The 17248-nt window shown below is 46.7% G+C and carries 14 protein-coding genes; 9 read left to right on the top strand and 5 right to left on the bottom strand.

Annotated elements, in window-relative coordinates; translation table 11 throughout:
* Window positions 1–34 precede the first annotated feature (34 nt).
* Window positions 35–3208 carry an alpha-mannosidase gene (locus MKY44_RS01125; RefSeq protein ID WP_341005755.1) on the bottom strand — a complete coding sequence of 1058 codons (3174 nt, stop codon included), beginning with the start codon at window positions 3206–3208 and terminating at the stop codon, window positions 35–37.
* Window positions 3209–3407: 199 nt separating this feature from the next.
* On the opposite strand from MKY44_RS01125, the gene MKY44_RS01130 reads away from it, so the two are divergent.
* The gene (locus tag MKY44_RS01130; protein WP_341005756.1) at window positions 3408–4331 is read left to right on the top strand and encodes an AraC family transcriptional regulator; all 924 of its coding nucleotides are present in this window, start codon (window positions 3408–3410) and stop codon (window positions 4329–4331) included.
* A gap of 214 nt (window positions 4332–4545) precedes the next feature.
* Here the strand turns inward: MKY44_RS01130 and pdxA are convergent, their stop codons facing one another.
* The 4 genes from pdxA to MKY44_RS01150 form a co-directional block, all read right to left on the bottom strand.
* Window positions 4546–5547, bottom strand: a complete 1002-nt coding sequence (pdxA, locus tag MKY44_RS01135) for a 4-hydroxythreonine-4-phosphate dehydrogenase PdxA (protein ID WP_341005757.1) — start codon at window positions 5545–5547, stop codon at window positions 4546–4548.
* Window positions 5544–6839, bottom strand: a complete 1296-nt coding sequence (locus MKY44_RS01140) for a four-carbon acid sugar kinase family protein (protein ID WP_341005758.1) — start codon at window positions 6837–6839, stop codon at window positions 5544–5546. Before MKY44_RS01140 ends, pdxA begins: the two co-directional genes overlap by 4 nt.
* 95 nt (window positions 6840–6934) lie before the next feature.
* On the bottom strand, window positions 6935–7921 hold the full coding sequence (locus MKY44_RS01145) for a 2-keto-3-deoxygluconate permease (RefSeq protein WP_341005759.1): 987 nt from the start codon (window positions 7919–7921) through the stop codon (window positions 6935–6937).
* A gap of 166 nt (window positions 7922–8087) precedes the next feature.
* Entirely contained in the window at window positions 8088–9770 is a 1683-nt protein-coding gene (locus MKY44_RS01150) for a PrpR N-terminal domain-containing protein (RefSeq protein WP_341005760.1), read from the bottom strand.
* Window positions 9771–9999: 229 nt separating this feature from the next.
* On the opposite strand from MKY44_RS01150, the gene MKY44_RS01155 reads away from it, so the two are divergent.
* The 8 genes from MKY44_RS01155 (at window position 10000) to MKY44_RS01190 (ending at window position 16982) form a co-directional block, all read left to right on the top strand.
* Entirely contained in the window at window positions 10000–10218 is a 219-nt protein-coding gene (locus tag MKY44_RS01155) for a hypothetical protein (RefSeq protein ID WP_341005761.1), read from the top strand.
* 306 nt (window positions 10219–10524) lie between these two features.
* Window positions 10525–11229 (top strand): PspA/IM30 family protein, encoded by a 705-nt coding sequence (locus tag MKY44_RS01160; RefSeq protein ID WP_341005762.1) that lies wholly within the window; start codon window positions 10525–10527, stop codon window positions 11227–11229.
* A 36-nt stretch (window positions 11230–11265) separates the two neighbouring features.
* Window positions 11266–12297, top strand: coding sequence for a TFIIB-type zinc ribbon-containing protein (locus tag MKY44_RS01165; RefSeq protein ID WP_341005763.1), 1032 nt, complete (start codon window positions 11266–11268; stop codon window positions 12295–12297).
* The gene (locus MKY44_RS01170; RefSeq protein ID WP_341005764.1) at window positions 12294–13094 is read left to right on the top strand and encodes a TPM domain-containing protein; all 801 of its coding nucleotides are present in this window, start codon (window positions 12294–12296) and stop codon (window positions 13092–13094) included. Before MKY44_RS01165 ends, MKY44_RS01170 begins: the two co-directional genes overlap by 4 nt.
* Window positions 13095–13140: 46 nt before the next feature.
* Window positions 13141–14184 carry an SPFH domain-containing protein gene (locus tag MKY44_RS01175; protein ID WP_341005765.1) on the top strand — a complete coding sequence of 348 codons (1044 nt, stop codon included), beginning with the start codon at window positions 13141–13143 and terminating at the stop codon, window positions 14182–14184.
* Window positions 14185–14432: 248 nt separating this feature from the next.
* Window positions 14433–14660 (top strand): DUF896 domain-containing protein, encoded by a 228-nt coding sequence (locus MKY44_RS01180; protein WP_074096683.1) that lies wholly within the window; start codon window positions 14433–14435, stop codon window positions 14658–14660.
* Between the two features lie 86 nt (window positions 14661–14746).
* Window positions 14747–15703, top strand: coding sequence for a ring-cleaving dioxygenase (locus tag MKY44_RS01185; protein ID WP_341005766.1), 957 nt, complete (start codon window positions 14747–14749; stop codon window positions 15701–15703).
* 190 nt (window positions 15704–15893) lie between these two features.
* Complete coding sequence (locus MKY44_RS01190) at window positions 15894–16982, top strand: low temperature requirement protein A (RefSeq protein WP_341005767.1); 1089 nt, start codon at window positions 15894–15896, stop codon at window positions 16980–16982.
* Window positions 16983–17248 lie beyond the last annotated feature (266 nt).

Here is a 17248-nt window from a genome sequence, read left to right on the forward strand (position 1 = left end):
ATGTTAGCAGTTTTTCATGTTGCGTAATTTCTGCTTACTGTCCCGCAGGGATACGGAAGGTCAGAATCTCATACGGTTTGATATCAAAAGAAATCCGCCCGTTTTCCATGGCGCATTCCGCTTCGTTGTTCTCGAGCAGATCACACGCGTATGCAGTAGCACCTGCTGCCTCAGGCAATTGCAGGGACGCCCGACTGCGGCGGCCATGTGCTTCATAGACTCGGATGATCATATCATCGTTGTTCTCGGCTTTTTTAATAACCTCCAGCACGACATTATCCTGATCGACCGATGCAATTGACCATGTTCCCGGCAACGTACCGGTTTGCGGACTTATTTCACGAGCAACCAGCGGACGGTTAAGATCATAAGCAGCTTGGATGACACGTCCTTCACGGAAGTCACCCTGATGCGGATAGAGCGCGTAGGTGAATACGTGCTGCTCTTTGTCGGCATTTTCATTCGGGTACGTTGCGCTCTTGATCAGTGACAGTCGCATCACCGAGTTATGAATATCATATCCGTATTTGCAGTCGTTCAGCAGAGCAGCACCGTACCCGTTCTCCGCCAGATCGGCCCACTTCTGCCCGCATACTTCAAACCGGGCTTGATCCCAGCTCGTATTACGGTGGGTAGCACGCTCAACGTTGCCGTACTGGATTTCGTAGACGGCCTTTTCACTCCAGATATCGAGCGGGAAAGTGGCTTTCAGCAGCAAATGCTCCTGCTTCCAGTCCACAAACGTACGGAAATCAATCCGGCGCGTATGCGCGTAGAAGATGATCGTTTGCTCAATGACCGAATCCAGGAACTGTCGCTTCACTTGAAGCACGGAACGCACCGGCCCGCTTTCAACCCACTCCAGCGACTGCAGGTCGTTAATCTCCCACATATGCTGTTCATAATAATCGTCAATGTTCCATGCCTCGTATTCCGCAGGTCGATCCTCGAACACTTGCAGCACGTTACCACGCTTGCCAGACTGAAGCAGCTCGCGGCCCTCCAACTTGTCCCATACGGATGTGAACTCGGCACTTTCATTCAGGTGAATATCGTACCAAGGTGTATGGATGTGGCGCCGATCTGCTTCCCACTGTGCAACCGAAACTCCTGCGACAAGCTCGTCTGTCAGATCCGGTGTGATTCGGAAAGATTTATACCCGGATGCAGGCACGTTCTCTGCAAGGAATACAAGTCCGCCTTCGGGAGTCCGCTGGCTTGGTACAGGGCGATCTCCATCATAGACGGTTACTTTTCTAGCAAAAGCAGGCAGTTCAACCACATCCGTCCGTACAAATCCGGTGGTGTTAAATACCACAATGGCTTCGCCATCAGATGTAATTTGGCTTGCAATGCCGTTCAGCGCGCTGTCTTTCAGCTCATCCGTGACACGCAGGACTTCTTCATATTGCTCCTTGGAATCCACATATACCTGCTCAATGGAGCTGCCTGGGAGAATATCATGGAACTGGTTCAGCATCGTCAGCTTCCATGCATGCTCCAGTGCATCGGTTGGATAGGCCGCCTGTGCATTCGCCTGACGATGAATCATGGCATACAGCTCGGCATTGGCCAGCGCAAATTCGCTATGACGGTTGTACCGTTTGTTACGCGCCATGGACGTGTAGGTCCCCCGGTGATACTCCAGATACAACTCACCCGACCAGCGGGGAACGGAAGGAACATCCGCCAGATTTTGCTCCAGCTTCTCGAAAAACTCGCGTACAAAGGTACGTTTCACCGCGGGTACACCCGGCAATCCAACATCAAGTCGTCTGCCATGCTCCAGCATCTCCTCAGTTGGTCCGCCACCGCCATCTCCGAATCCGAAACATTGCAGGACATCTGCATTGATGTTTTTGTTCTGGTATCGCTGCCACGTGCCTTTCACTTGCGAAGCATTAAACCGTCCATTATAGGTCGTCTCGAAGCGGCGCTGCCTGAAATCAGGGTGTTTGTCATAATCTGTTGCTGTAATGAAATGTGTCAGGACCTCTGATCCGTCGATTCCTCGCCAGTACATCGTGTCGTTTGGAATCTGGTTTGTATCATTCCAGGCAATTTTGGTTGTCATAAAATAATCAATGCCGCTCTTGCGCATAATCTGCGGCATCGCTGCACTATAACCAAATACATCCGGCAACCAGAGCACACGGTTCTCTACGCCGAATTCTTCCTTGAAGAAACGTTTCCCGTATATAATCTGACGGATCATGGATTCACCCGAGATCAGGTTACAATCGGCTTCCAGCCACATTGAACCTTCCGCTTCCCAGCGGCCTTCGGCTACCTTTTCTTTGATTTTCTCATATAGGGATGGGTAGTCTGCTTTCAGGTATGCATACAGCTGGGGCTGAGAGGACATGAAGGTATACTCTGGGAACTTGTCCATTAGATACAGTACACTGGCGAAGCTGCGAATGACCTTCTCCCGAGTTTGATCCAGCGTCCACAGCCATGCCACATCGATATGTGTGTGTCCGATACAGTGCACGGTAGGGATGTGATCACCGGCGGGGCGGATATCACCATAGACATGATCTTGCAGATATCGGCGCGCTTCCAGCACCGACGCATGGAATTCTGAGCTGTTCTCCTGACGCAAATCCAGCAGATTCACGGCTTTATTCAGATGTTCGATCAGCTTCAGTCGCTCCAGATCATCCTCACGCAGCAGATCTGCAGCATCGAGCGCAGCCTTAAGATCGTAATACAAATCGGAGACTTGCTGATGATGCTCGGCGATATATACATTTAGAAAAACATCCGCGGCAGACGTACTGCAATACGCGTATAATGCAAGCTCAAACGATTCGCCCTTCACCGCGGATGAAGTGAGGTCAATCTCCGTATGGTTCACATCCAGACCACAGATCAATTCCCCATTGAGGAATGCCAGGAATTGCGGATTGTCATAATTCCAGATGTCATCAGCACCAGTAACGATGGTACAAACGACTTTTTTTCCTTCCAGATGATCCGGGATTTGAATGCGGGTTTTGAAGCAGCTGTGTACATCTTTGCCACCCCAGCCATCACCCTTACGGAATACGTTCCAGGAGGATGGGTCCTCATGAACCAGTTCCCAGGAGTGGTAACCACTTTCTTTATGATAAAGCTCAGGGATATATGTTTTTGAGGTCAGTCGTGCACGTTCCAAGTGTTTCACAATGGTATGGATCCGAGTATACAAGGAATTCATTTTCATGTTGGTTTCCCACCTTGGTTTGTAGTAAGTACAGGCTGTAGTCGTTGTTGGAGTTATAATACTGCAAGCGCTAACATATCAACTCTATCATAACAAAAGAGAAATGGGCGAAACTACGTATTGTATGCTGAAAATAACGTCTTTTTATTGCATTTCATGCTAAAATAAAATCATTAGAATCAGGATAGGGGGCATGTCCATGACACCATCGGTTTTGGCATACGAGCAGGGATATGCGATCCATGTGAACCAGCCTGGAGATTCACTTTTTTATCATCTGGATTATGACGAACGCTCCCATGAACTGAATATGGAGTTTCAGCATTTCCACGATTTCTATGAAATCTGTATTCTTCTGGATCGCACGGCTGCGCATATCATTGAAGGCAGTTTGTACGAGATTCAGCCGTATGATATCGTTCTGCTGAGACCCTCTTTACTGCACAAAACGCAATATCCGAAGGGTGCCCCGCCGAAACGATTGATGATCACCTTTGCCATGCCACGTAATACGCCTGGTCTTGAGAGCGGTTACACAGAGCTGTTCTCGATTTTTAATAAACCGGTCCCGATATTCCGATTTACAGAAGAACGCCGCCAGGCGGTATTGAATCCTTTAAATGAAATCTATGCTCTATCACAGGATCCCTCCGCACTTCATTCAGTGGCGATCCATAGCAAGTTTGTTGAGTTTCTGTGTGCGATCCATCGATACTCGGCTGAGAATAGCTACGTTCGTGAAGAGACAGGCTCGTCTATGTCGCAGCGGATGTATGCCATTGCATCGTATATTCACAGTCATTATCAGAATGAACTGTCGCTCGAAGAGATCTCCAAACGGTTTTTCGTGAGTGCTCATCATCTATCCCGTCAGTTCAACAAAGTCACAGGCTTTACGTTTACCGAGTATATTCAGATGACCCGAATACGTAACGCCCAACAAATGCTCCTGAACTCTAACCAAAAAATCACCGAAATTGCAGCACAGTGTGGCTTCGCCAGCTTCTCTCAATTCAATCGCATTTTCAATAAACTGAATGGCATGTCACCGAGTGCATATCGCCGTAGCAGACATTCACAGAGCGAGCGTGACCTGATATCCATGGGTAGACCTGAGCGCTGACTGAAGACAGAGATAATCTGGGGATGTCAGTGGAGATGTGTTGCATAAATCGCGACAGCAAAGATGTATAGAGGACAAATAAAAAAGGCAAGCCCTCTAAGTTACAAAGGGAATGCCTTTTTCTTTTTCCTTCTATATAAAGATACGTCTACCTAGAGATGGTCCGCCTGATCAGACTCACTCTCTCACTCATGTCCCCGTATGACGGCTACTCTTAAACTTGATCTTTCGGCGCCAGCTCAATAGCGGAGCGGATGGCAGCCAGCATGCTTTTATCATCGGCGATATTTTTACCAGCGATATCGAAGGCTGTACCGTGGTCAACGGATGTACGGATGATGCCACCTTTCAGACCAACGGTGATGTTCACGCCTTCCTCGATGCCCATCACTTTGATCGGCGCATGACCTTGGTCATGGTAGCAGGCTACAACGATATCGAAGTCACCGCGACCAGCGCGGAAGAAGAGTGTGTCCGCCGGGAGTGGACCAACGACGTTAATGCCTTCCTGCTGCGCACGCTCAATGCCGGGCTGCAGTTTCTCTTCTTCTTCTCCATTACCGAACAAGCCGTTCTCCCCGGCATGAGGGTTGATTCCGCATACGGCTACGCGCGGATTCTCAAAGCCTGCTTTTTTCAACGTATCATGAGCAAGCTTCACGACGGTGTAGGTTCTTTCCGGGTTAATACTCGCAATGGCATCGATCAGACCCATGTGTGTTGTCAGGTGAATAACGCGCAGATTCGGCGTGGTCAGCATCATCGAGAAGTCCTGTGTATCCGTCAGATCCGCCAGAATCTCGGTGTGCCCCGGATACAGGTGCCCGCCCTGATGCAGAGCTTCTTTGTTCAGAGGCGCGGTGCAGATGGAGTGAATCTGCTGTTTTTTGGCAAGATCAATGGCTTTGGCGAGAAACTGGAATGCTGCATCCCCAGCCACGGCAGATACTTTACCGTATTCCAGATCCGCAGGAACAAGGTTCAGATCAATGACATCCACAGTACCGAATTCATACTTGGCTTCGGAAGGTTCTTGAATCGCGTTAACGTTCAGATTTGAGCCGATGACAGGTAACACACGCTCCAGAATCTTTGCATCACCGATAACGAGTGGATTGCACTGATCGTACATCTCTTGATGACCCAGTGCTTTCATAATAATCTCCGGTCCAATACCTGCTGCGTCGCCCATTGTAATTCCAATTGTAGGTTTCATACGAGAATACCCCCTTTTAATTTTTGAATCGCATGGATAAAGACATCCGGTTTACCGAAACCGCCTGCTTTTGTAATCACATGCAGATCATCAATCCCGATAAACTTGGAGATCGGCACGCCGATTTCAAGCTCATCCAGCAGCTCGAAGCCGCTAATATTCCATTTCAGACAGATTTGCTTAGCCGTATCACCACCGGTCATGGATACCCCTTTGAAAAGTCCCTCTTCCAGCAATCTGGCACAGATCTCACCCATCGCGAGTACAATTTGGTTGCTGACTTCCGTGTGATTGAGACCGCGAATTTCGCCCGTTGCCCGTGCCAGTTCGATATCCACCTGTTCAGCGGTGGAATAGAGGACAACATCTTGTCCTTCCAGCGCTTTGTCTCGGACCTCGTTATAGACACGTTCCATCTCTTCCGCGCGGTCTGCGGTTGCGGATACCGCTTTGAAGGAATGGAAGGAGACTGAAGCTACGCGGGACTTGCGCATCAAGCGATGTAGCTGCTCGCGGGAGTTTTTGTTCACGCTGCCAACCACCGTTAGGATTGGACCGGGATTCTCCGGGATATCAAGTGACGCAGCCCTGGATTCCAATTCGTAATGTGCGGGGAGATAATTGGCAATGCCCGCCGAACCTGCCCAAGTAAAGGTATACTCCAACTCGCGAGTCATCTGCAGAATCAGTTCCAGATGTCTTTCTTCGGCGGAGTCCACCATTACATACGGGATATTATTTGTTTTCAACTGCTCTAGCTTGGTGCGAATATGATTCTGCCCGGCTTCCAGATCGGCGACGGTGATCTCGCCAACTTCGTACTTGGTCTGTTGTTTCAACAAGTCCGGAAGGTAGGAAATCGTTACAGGTGTCTTCGGATCATGGGCAATTTCAGTATCTGCCAGCGGAACGCCGTTCAGGTAATGAATTCCTTCCAATATCGTCCGGTTATTTTTTGGATAACCCGGGGCAATCATCATAAAGTCCGGCTTTACGACATCATATACAGCATCAATCTCGATGCCGATATTACCGCGCATGGTGGAGTCCATTTTTTTGAAAATCGTCTCAAATCCGTTGTTCGTCAGCAATTCAGCAGCCCGATATACACGGTCATACGCTTCCTGCGAGGATATGGAACGACTATCTGTATCAAAGACGACGGCATCGTAACGTGTAAGAGGGCCTTCATCTATATTAAAAAGAACACTGGTCTTCAAGCCGTGACGGGCAAGCTGCACCCCGCTGTCATTGGCGCCGGTCAAATCATCTGCAATAATGGCTAATTTCATGCAGTCATCCCTCCTTGTAAGCACAATTTAATAAAAAGTCCGTTCAGATCATCCATTAAGCACAGATTAAGCAAATTAAATCAGGTGATACCCATTTATGTGGTTGGTCGTTGATTGTATTTCTCGACTCCACCTGATTTCTCCAGTCGTTTGGAGAGGAACCCGATGAAGATCGGCAACAGGATGGCTGTTGTTACAACGCTCGCTGCAATTTGCACCGTCGCAATCTCGGCAATTGGGCCAAATGAAGCATTAGCAGCCACGATGGCAGCAGGTGTACCTACGGCATTCCCGGCAGTTGAACCTTCGGAAGCACCCACGATGGGGTTCCAGCCGATGGCTTTAAAGAGCAGGAAACCGATTCCGCCCGTTAATAACACGGTTAACACACCCAGTAAAATTCCGCTAAGACCACCTTGAATGATGGAGGAGAAGCTAATGTTCATACCCAGAGCAAATGCGAAGAACGGAACAAGTTTGTCACTGCCTCTATGCAGCCATTCCCCCAGATTGCGGTCCAGATTACCAATAATGACACCAACGATGAGCGGAAGCAATACCGCAACAAAGGCCATAGGGGAAAACATACCGTTTGCAAAACCCATCGCACCAAAGATGGAGAGCGCTACCATGGTCAGGAACGGACCATCACTGAGTGCCAGGAAAGGGTAGGCTGCTTTGTCATCTTCTTTGCCGTATTGACCAGCGAGTGCGATGTACAAACCGCCATTGGAGTTAGTCATCGCAGCAATAATGGCAAGCGGGGCCAGGCCGAGAAATAACCCGTTTGAATCCGCGAACAAAATAGCGATAAAACCAAGGGCTGCACCAATCACCCATTTGAACGTAAGCAAGGTCAAACCTTTGCCGACAGAGGAACCTGCTGTTTTAAACGTAATCTGTGTACCCGCAATGAACAGGAACAGGGCAATCAAAGTACTGGCACTGTTGACAAAAAGGGCTTCCGTGAATCCGCCAATGCGCAGGGCATTTGGGAAGAATGTATTGATGGTTGCACCAAGTAACAGGGGAACGACCATCATACCGCCAGGGATGCGATCTAAAGTTGCTTTAATGTTCATAGTAGTAGCTCCTTATGAAGTAATCGTTTTTATGAAGCGCTTGCAGGGATTATGTTATCCCATATCGTTTAATATAGCAACAATAAATTATTGTAAATTTTAAATACTCGCCTAACTGTTTAAAAATGCAACACATAAAAGCAATAAAAAAGACGCAAACTTAAAGCTAATCTTTAAGTTTACGCCATAATGTGGCCCGGTTAATCCCCAGACGCTCTGCGGCCTTTGATTGATTGTTATTTTCCTCCTGAAGCACGAACTGAATAATTTCTTTCTCAATCTCCTTCAGCGTACCGTTCAACTTCATTGGGCTTGAAGAAGGTTGCTGATCCAGCAAGCGGGACAAGGTAGCCGTGGTGATTACATAATCTTGTTCGTTGAGTGCAGCCTGCTTGATCAGATGTTTCAGCTGGTTGACATTCATATGTTTGATCTGATCTTGGATCAGCTGTAGAGCATCTTCTTTGATTCTCACCGCAGTAGTTCCGTATTTGTGGTAGTAATCCGTCAGGAAATGCTGCATCAGTGGAGCCAGGTCCTCTGGTCTATCCGCAAGATTTGGCATCATAATTGTATTAATCTCCAGATCAAGTGACCACTGCGGGTTTAATATCTGTTCCCCGAGTATAAACACCCCTATTTGGTTTTGAAGGCAACTCTGGATAAAGGCGAGCAACTCCGGATCTTCCATACGTGTTTCCATGTGGTTAATCTCTACATTTCGAACCTTGGCGAGTGGTATCTTGTGCAAATGACCGGGCGGAACTTGCGAGAGATCCATCTGTAATAACAGTCCGCCACCTGAGTACATCTGATGAATATGTTTGACCAGAAAAGATTTACCGGAATCTGCTTCACCCCGCAGATAGATCGGTTCATGATTCTCGTAGAGTGCCCGAATGTTCTGTAATACCGCCTGCATGGCAAGGGATTCGGCAACGATAGGCTCCATCGATGCGTCCGTAAACGTTGTTATGCCGAATTGTGCAAAGGCATAGGGTTGTCCTTTTTCTAGCATATATACCTTGTAGTTCTTGTTGTCCAGGGTCGTTTCATAGGCGTTAACCGTGAGCTGGTAATCGTCCACCATGAACACATTTTGGATCTGGGATTGATGGAACTCCAGACTGGTATTGGTAAGATATATGTGATTATCGGTCAGCGGATTTTTCCCAAAATCGGTCAGGTTCTCGAATACAACTTCATTCCGTTCATTTAAAATAAGTAAATTGGGATGTTCCCGTGTAACCAGGTCATTCAGGATGATCGATATCGCATGATTTTTGCTCAAATAACGGTAGACCAGCTGTGCATCCTCCATCGCTCTAAGGATGGATTCCTGGCCAGATTGGATTAACAATCCCTCCAGACCATAAGTCTTCGCGGTGTTGACGGTGATCACATCTCCGACAATCTGTCGGTACCCGGAAGCCTTCAACTCCAGAAGCAATCGTGCCACATCTTCCGAGCTATGTATGGTATAGACCTTGAGGGGCAGATCCATCAGATCAATAATCGATTGTGCACCAGAGGTGATGTTGGAGAAGCCAACGATGGCTGTTTGGCCGTTAAACTGGCTTGCTAGTGTAAGTGAACGAATCATATCATAGCCCGATAACTGCACATCAATAACGGGAATGGTCACTGCTTTTTTAATGAGTTGGGCGGTTCCACCGCGGCTGATGATAATCTCTGCACCGTTTTTCTCAGCTTGAGTTGCTAATTCCACACCGTTTGCCAAATCGCCCACGTCCGTCTGAATGGCTAACTGGGGAAAGCGAGGAATGCACTCTTGTATAATAGGAATCATCGATTCGTAGGGAGCAATAAAGTGAACTCGTGTACGCATAATTTTCCTGCCTTTTATAGAAATCATTGATCCCCTTATTATAGCCAACTTGCGAAGGAATGGCACCTATGGGGGAACCAGCCCTGTTGTGTCTGCAAAATGCCTGTGTGTTATGCCTTCATAACTCTCCCCGTGAAATGTGATGAAGTGCACTGAATCGAATCGTTATGTATTTCAAAATTAATGCATAATTGCACACGCTAAGTATAGAGAAATGAGGAGATTACATATGGGAGACATTCATAAAGTGGCTGAGCCGGATCACATCATTAAGGATGTTGTCGGGAAGTTCCCGTGCAGGGTGCTGTGGAGTGAGGGCCGTCCATGTCTGGAGTATCAGGGGGAAGAGGATGTGGCGTTAATAACCGAATACGTCCATAAAACGTATAACGTTGAATTATTGGATGTGTTTTTCACAGCAGTGGAGAGCCTTCCGGTGGAGCTATAGATCAGGTAGGGATTTGTGGAATAGGAGCAAAGGGCTAAAACCCATAATAACGATCCGAATCGGATCGCAGATGAAAGTATGCAATTCATTAACGAACTGTGATTGAGGAAGAATGATACTGATAATTATGAGTGATTTTTTTGATTATAAGGCGACACTATAAGTGCTCGTCTTTTCTTATATTACGTTTTTATAGTATGGATTTGGATCGTAGTAACTCCACTTGCCATCGTGAAATGTGAAACGTATGTGGGCGTATTCATGTATTATAGTATACATATGAACTTTTCGGAGGAGGAACAAGTAATGGGAATCTTATCGAGGTTTAGAGACGTGATGAAGGCCAATGTGAACCACATGCTGTCGCGGGCGGAAGACCCGGAGAAAAGCGTGAATGAGTATATGCGAAGCCTGAGCAGTGATTTGGGTCAGGTGAAGGCTGAGACAACGGCGGTGTTGTCGGATGAGAGCCGGGCGAAGCGAGCATTGGATGAGTGCAGCGCCGAGGTCAAGAAGTTACAGCGGTATGCGGAGAAATCGGCGGAGTCGGGAGACGAAGACAAGGCGCGTGGTTTTCTGGAGAAGAAAGTGAAGCTGGCTGACAAATTGAACGAATTACAAGCCGCCTATGAACGGGCTTCCGCCAAAGCCAAGATGATGAAGCATATGAATGATAAACTGGTTGCCGATCTGGGGCAACTGGAAGCGCGGCATACAGAACTCAAAGGTCGCATCGCGGATGCAAAGGCGCAGCAACAGGTCAACGAACGGAATGCATCTACGGGCAGAGCTGATGCTGCATTGAAGGCCATGGAAGACAAGGCGAACCAGGCGCTGAACGAAGCAGAGGCTTTGGCAGAACTTCGTGCTGGGGCACAGGAAGAGGATTTGGACGAATTAATTGCCCAGTTGGAGAGGGACATGAACGCAGATGCGGGTAATAATGAGAATGCGTCGCCAAGTGCGGAGGAAGAACTCGCAGCGATTCAGGAAAAGCTGAAGAATAAATAATACGTTACACCATTTCGTTAACATTGAGGTGAGCAGATGCCGGTTATTGAATATAAATGTCCAAACTGTGGCAGTGGTATGATCTTTGACAGTGTGTCAGGTGCATTATCCTGTCCCAGCTGCGGCCGCCAGGACAACATAGAGCAGATCCCCGATCCCTTGAAAAGACAGGTATTCACCGAAAATGAGGTCAAAGAATACCACTGTAACAGCTGCGGAGCTGACATTGTGACGGAGCCGGAGACCAGTGCGACGACCTGCAGTTTCTGCGGTGCGGCGGTTGTACTCAGTGATCGGCTGACGGGCAATCTGGCCCCTGCGATGGTGATTCCTTTTTCGATCAACAAGGATCAAGCCAAGCAGGCTTTCAAAAAGTGGTGCAAAAACGGCCTGTTAACGCCAAGTGGCTTCATGTCCGCCGATCGGATTCAGAGCATTACCGGCATGTACGTGCCGTTTTGGTTGTACGAGTTACATAACAAAATTGAAGTGCATGGTCGTGGCACCAAGGTTAGATCCTACACCCAGGGCGACTACCATTACACGGAAACACAGCATTTTGATATATACCGCCGGATTCGGCTGAATTACGTGAACCTGCCCATCGATGCATCGGAGAAAATGAAGGATGAACTGATGGATAAGCTGGAGCCTTTTCCATATAATCAGCTGAAATTGTTCAAGACCCCGTATCTGGCGGGGTACATTGCGGAAAAATATAGTTATACGGACGAGGAACTTTTTCCACGGGCCAAGGATAAAACGAGATCTTACATTGATTCTTATATTGCTTCAACTGTATCCGGATATACCAGCGTGAGCTACACGGACAAACAGATTGATACCACGCTCAAAAATGCAGACTATGTGCTGCTCCCGGTGTGGATGGTCAACTATGACTACAATCGGGCACAGTATACCTTTGCCATGAATGGACAGACAGGTAAAGTGGTCGGTAAACCGCCGATCAGCAAAGCCAAATTGGCCGGATGGTTCGCAGGAGTCTCTGCGGTCTCGTTGCTTTCACTGAAGCTGGTTTCCTGGATGATGGGAGGTGGATTCTTATGAGGAAAAGAACCCCTTTGGCCGTGATGGCTACGCTCATTTTACTTATGATAACCCTTGTCGCTCCGTTGTTTCCCATGTCATCGGCATCCGCTGCGGAGAGCAAAAATCTCATCTACGATGAGGCCAACTTGCTGAGTGAGCAGGAGATAAGTGAACTGAATCTACTTGCGAATCAGTATGGCGCGGAACGGCAGACGGACTTTGTTATTTTGACAACAAATAATGTTGAGAATCAGGATGTTATACTCTTAACTGAAGATTTTTATGATGAGCAGAGGCTAGGATACGATAAAGAACATGGTAATGCTGTCATATTGACGATGGACATGAATAATCGTGAAGTATATTTGGCTGGGTTTTATAAGGCAAAAGAATATCTGAGCGATCAGCGGCTTGATGCTATCCGTACCCGAGTTACCTCTGAATTGTCCAGTGGGGATTATAAACTCGCATTTGAGAAATATATTGAGCTTTCTTACGAATATATGGGGTATGAACCTGGTGTGAATCCGAACAATATTTTGTTTAACGGTTGGTTTCAGTTGGGAGTATCTGTAGTTCTTGGCAGTATTGTTGTTGGTATTATGACCTATCGTTCCGGAGGACGTGTCACGGTCAATCGTGCGACTTATGAGGATTCAAGCAATTCCAGTGTAATTGATCGTCAGGATCGTTATATCCGTACAACCGTAACCAAGCGCAAAATCGAGAAGAACAATAACAACGGTGGCGGAGGCGGCGGTGGAGGTACCTCCCGAGGTGGTCACTCACACAGTGGAAGTAGAGGGTCGTTTTAGTAACTGAGTAATCGGATTACGTTAAATAGAAGGGATGGGAACGAATATGGGATTTTTCAGAAATCAATTTTCTAATGTGGTGGAATGGGAAGAATTTAGAGATGACATGATATTTTGGAAGTGGAGCAACCGGGAGATTAAGAAGGGGAGTAAACTCATTATCCGCTCCGGTCAGGATGCCATTTTCCTGAATAACGGTAAAGTGGAAGGCATTTTCGAGGACGAAGGATCGTTTAATATTGATTCCGAGATCATTCCGTTCCTTTCTACCTTAAAAGGGTTCAAATTCGGATTCAACAGCGGCATGCGGGTCGAAGTATTGTTTTTAAATACCAAAGAGTTCACCGTGCGCTGGGGCACGCAAAGCCCGGTATTGATTCCAACACCACAACTCCCGGGCGGGATGCCGATTCGGGCCAACGGCACATTTAATTTTAAAGTAAGTGACTATGTTACCCTGATCGATAAGATTGCAGGCATTAAGCAGAGTTATCTGGTGGAGGATGTCAAAATCCGAATCACTTCTGTGCTGGATCAGCTTCTAATGAAGTGGATTAGCCGTGAAGGGAAGGATATGTTCAACCTGCAAGCCAATGCATCGGATATTGCCAAAGGTATTCAGGAAGATCTGGATATGCAGATGATGGATATCGGCATTGGGATTACCGGTTTCCAGGTGATGAGCTTCAATTATCCGAAAGAGATTCAAGATATGATTACAAAGACCGCTTCGCATGAGATGATTGGTAACCTGCAAAAGTATCAGCAGGTCAGCATGACAGACGGCATCTCATCCGGTAAAGTGCAGGGCGGCGGCGCGGCCTCGGATATGGCAGGCATGATGATGGGTATGAACATGGCCAATGAAATGATGAAAAACATGAACCAAAACCAAGGCCAAAACCAGAACAATAATTCCAATTCGTCTCAGAATCAGAATAACGACCAGAAACCAGCGGGAAACAACAACGGTGATTCAGGTAACTCTTCATCTACAGAAGGCAACAAGAAGCCAAACTTCTGCCCGAACTGTGGAGCCAAAAATGAAGGAGCCAACTTCTGTCCGAATTGTGGTCAAAAGCTGGGCTAATGAAATAAATACATGTAGGGATAGTTCAGCAATGGTTGAGATATTGCGGAGCTATCCCTTTTTTGTTTCGTTTCATAGTTAAAGCAACATGACGTAAGGTGGGGAAGCAGGTTCATTTATTTTAGTTTAAATAAAAGAGTTGACAACCGATCATAAATCATTTATCTTTAACTTAAGATATTTAATTTAAATATAAATAACAACCAAAAACAAATATCTTTAATCCATTATGAGGAGAGATCAAGATGATGATCCCAACATTGACCAGAATAAATGAACTTTCTAGAAAAGCCAAAGAGGGCGGATTGACGGAGATGGAGAAAGAGGAACAGGTTCGTCTTCGCCAAGAATATCTGCAAACTTTTCGTGGTTCGGTCAACGACATTCTGCTGAATGCAACCATCTATGATCCAAACGGCGATGACGTGACTCCTGATAAATTGAAACAAGAACAGGCCAATCAAAATAAAAACTAGCATATAATTCGCTAGATCATATATCTTAATTTTAAGATAATACAAACTTACTATAAATCACTTACCAAACCAAGGAGGAATTAATCATGACTATTCAAACAGCAGGTATTCACCATATTACAGCTTTCGCAGGCGATCCACAGGCCAACGTTGATTTTTATGCCGGAGTTCTGGGACTTCGTCTCGTGAAAAAAACAATTAACTTCGATGCACCTGATGTATATCATCTGTACTTTGGAGATGAACACGGAAGCCCGGGTACCATCATTACCTTCTTCCCATCGGCTGGATCACCACGGGGCAAAATTGGCGGAGGTCAGGTCGGCATCACTTCCTATGTCATTCCTCCTGGGTCGATTGGCTTCTGGCAGAACCGGCTGGAACAGTATAACATTGAGGTAACCAAAACAAGTCGCTTCAATGAAGACCTGCTTCAATTCGAAGATGGTGAAGGCCTGCGGCTTGAGCTTGTTGAACGGGAAGAGGGAGCAACCAGCACTTGGGCGCATGAAGGGATTCCGACCGATAAAGCGATTAAAGGCTTCGGTGGTGCTGTCCTGTTCAGTGTTAATCCGCAAAGAACGATGGATGCTCTTGAGAAAATTTTGGGATTTGTCAGAGTGAGTGAAAATGAAGAGTATGCTCGTTTCCGGTCCAGCGGGGATATCGGTAATGTTGTGGATGTTCCAGTGACCCGTATACCTCTGGGTATGGGCGGCGCAGGAACCGTGCACCATATTGCATGGCGCGCAAAAGACGATGAGGAGCATGCACAGTGGAGTGAAGCTGTACGTGATTACGGGTACCAACCGACTCCAGTGCGGGATCGTCAGTACTTTAACGCAATCTACTTCAGAGAAGCTGGCGGCATTCTGTTTGAAATTGCTACAGATCCTCCGGGCTTTGCCAAAGATGAACCTGCTGATTCGCTTGGACAAAAATTGATGTTGCCTGAATGGTTCGAGAAATACCGCCCTCAAATTGAGGACAATCTGCAACCGATCGGAGTCAGAACGCTCGTACCTGCTACAGCTGCGAATTAATAATAACCTGAAAAAGCGAAGCGTTCGCATTTATCCCCGGATTTTCCCTTAGGAAAAGGGAATCAAAAAAATCTGGGGATAACAGCGATTGGAGGGTTATTCTGTCATCGGAGTGTATGTGTGAATCAGCTTTAGTTCAACTTATATAGCTGACGGTAGATTATGAGAAAACCTAAAGGAGCAACGAAGGATGATGGAGAAAAAGGTTACCTGGCTGGAGCTGTTTTACGATCTGCTCTTTGTAGCAGCGGTCTCCAAAGCGGGTCATGTCTTGTTACATGCCGAACATGGAGTAATTACGTTTGAATATTTAATGAAGTTTGTGCTTATTTTTATCCCTGTTTGGTGGGCATGGGTCGGTCAGACCTTGTTTATTAACCGCTATGGTCAAGACATTCTGATCCATCGAATATTCCTCATCCTTCAGCTTCTGTCCGTTATGGTCATGACGGCAAGCCTCTCTACCCATTTTGACCAATACTACCTGTCCTTCTTCATTGGATATATCGGCTCACGGGCATTTACGGCGATTCAGTATCTGACGGCTCACAAGTCAAAAGGCGAGCATCAGCAGCAAGCGGCTCGTTACTTGGGTATCTGTTTCCTTATTGGCATATTGATCTCATCAGGTTCATTGTTCTTCGATTCCTGGTTGCGCTACGTGATTTTGTATGCGGGGATTGCTGTGGACATCATACTTCCGTTGATCGGGCGCAAAAATCTGGTGAAGGTACCGGTTCAGACCCATCACTTGTTGGAACGTTTCGCGCTCTTTACACTCATCCTGCTGGGTGAATCGGTCGTAAGCATTATCGCTGTGCTGCAAGCCGATCATTGGGATATGAAATCCATTCTGTTTGCCGCCTTTACGTCCATATTTGTCATTGCGATATGGTGGCAATACTTCGACAACGTGGAGAAAAAGGTTAGCAAAGAGATCCAGACTGCCGGGCAAGCGATCATATACGGCCATCTGTTCATCTACATCTCCATGAGTATGATCGCTGCTTCAATTCAGCTGTTATATCAGAATCAGTTAAACTATGTGTTCATGCTAGGGTTTGTGTTTGGATCAACGCTGCTATATTTCTTGTCGACCTCACTTGTGTTCCACCGTTACAGACACGCACATCTACGACTCCGGCCACGTCATCTGGCAGTGATGGTGGGGTTACTGGTGGCATTTGTCCTTGTTGATCTGGTCTACCGGGTTCCGGGTTATGTCATCATGGGCGAAGACATGTTATTCTTCCTGGTGTATGCGAAACTTACGACTTAATATGAGTACTATAAAATGAAGAAAAGTCACGGACAACAGGTGTCCGTGGCTTTTTATTATGCCGCTAATCCTGGACATTTTTTAATAATATAAATAAAGCACAAATCTAATTTAATTTCTTCTATAGAATCTGTTAATATGAGACTAGGTACAAGTGAATCTACCAGATCATAGAATATCTTTTATATAAAATGAGTGTACGTTTTGTTATATAAATTGAACTAAACATTTACACGAAACGGAGAGGACAGAAAAAACCTGAAGAA

The organism is Paenibacillus sp. FSL R7-0026 (genome assembly GCF_038004485.1).
GTDB classification, from domain to species: domain Bacteria; phylum Bacillota; class Bacilli; order Paenibacillales; family Paenibacillaceae; genus Paenibacillus; species Paenibacillus xylanexedens_A.